This is a genomic window from Rhodococcus sp. FG69, assembly GCF_057808915.1.
The window spans coordinates 1-1,232 of record NZ_JBMDIX010000105.1 but is presented as its reverse complement, the minus strand read 5'-3'; the positions used below and the strand labels follow the sequence as shown (position 1 = coordinate 1,232).

General features: G+C 65.4%; 1 protein-coding gene. It reads right to left on the bottom strand.

Annotated elements, in window-relative coordinates:
* Nucleotides 1-1,232, bottom strand: a 1,232-nt coding sequence (locus ACODSO_RS29160) for a carboxyl transferase domain-containing protein (RefSeq protein WP_489040076.1), incomplete at both ends; no start/stop codon positions are given.

Sequence of the window (1,232 nt, the reverse complement as noted above, 5' to 3'; positions counted from 1 at the left end):
CGGGCCATTCCTCGTTCGATGGCGGCGATGAGTTGTGGTCGTAGTTCGGCGGCGGGGACGATGTGGTGGACGGATCCGACGGTTTGTGCTCGTTGGATGTTGTGGATGGCTTCGAATTCGGCGGCGACTTCGCCGAGTTTGGCGTTGCGGATGTCTGCTTTCTTGGTTGCCAGTTCGACGCGGAGGTGCGCGCGTTCGGCATCGGTCTCTGCGGCGGTGAGCTTGGCTTCGAGTTCTTTGACGCCGGGGTCGGCGGCGGTGCGGGCGTTGACGTCGCGGGTGAAGACCACCGCTGCTGCGGGTGCGCCGCCGAGGACGGAGGCGAAGGATCCTTCGACGGCGAGGACTTCCATGTTGTCGTTGAGTGCTCCGGAGAAGACGACGAATGCGCCGCCGTGGTAGCGGGAGACGACGCAGAAGACGATGGGTCCGTCGAAGTTGACGATGGCGCGGCCGATTTCGGCGCCGTATTCGAGCTGGATGTTGCGCAGTGACTCGGGCGAGCCGTCGAAGCCGGAGAGGTTGGCCAGCACCACGATCGGGCGGGAGCCGCTGGCGGCGTTGATTGCTCGTGCGGTTTTTTTGGAGCTGCTGGGGAACAGGGTGCCTGAGGTCCATTGGTCGGGTCCGTCGGACGGGAACCAGCCCTTACGGGGGATGGCGCGTGATTCGATACCGATGACGGAGACGGGGATGCCGGCGAGGTGGGCGTCGAAGACGACGGAGGTGTCGGCGTCGGCCATGTCGGCCCACCGTTCGAGAACCGAATGGTCCTGGTCGACGACGGCGCGCATGACGGTGCGGATGTCGAACGGTTTCTTGCGGTCGGGGTTGGTCACACTCGAGAAGATGTCGCCGACGGTGGTGAAGTCGGATGCCGGGTGCACGTGCGGGTAGCTGCGGACGTCGCGGGTGATCGGATCGGCGGTGGTCGCCCGACGCGGGAAGCGCTCACCGGGAGCAGCGTAGGCGTGGTCGTAGTGCGCGAACAGTACGTCGACAGCAGCGCGGAGGTTCGGGGCCCAGTATTGGGCTTGTCCGTTGGGTCCCATGACGCGGTCGTAGCCACCGATGCCGAAGTTGTCTTCGGCGGAGACGCCGCCGGAGTAGTCCAGGGACTGTTTGCCGGTCAGGACCATGGCGCTGTCGGGTGTCATCACCAGGATGCCCTTGGTGTGGGCGAGCATCGTGGCTTCGGCGTTCCAGTACGGCTGGGCGCCGACGTTGATGCC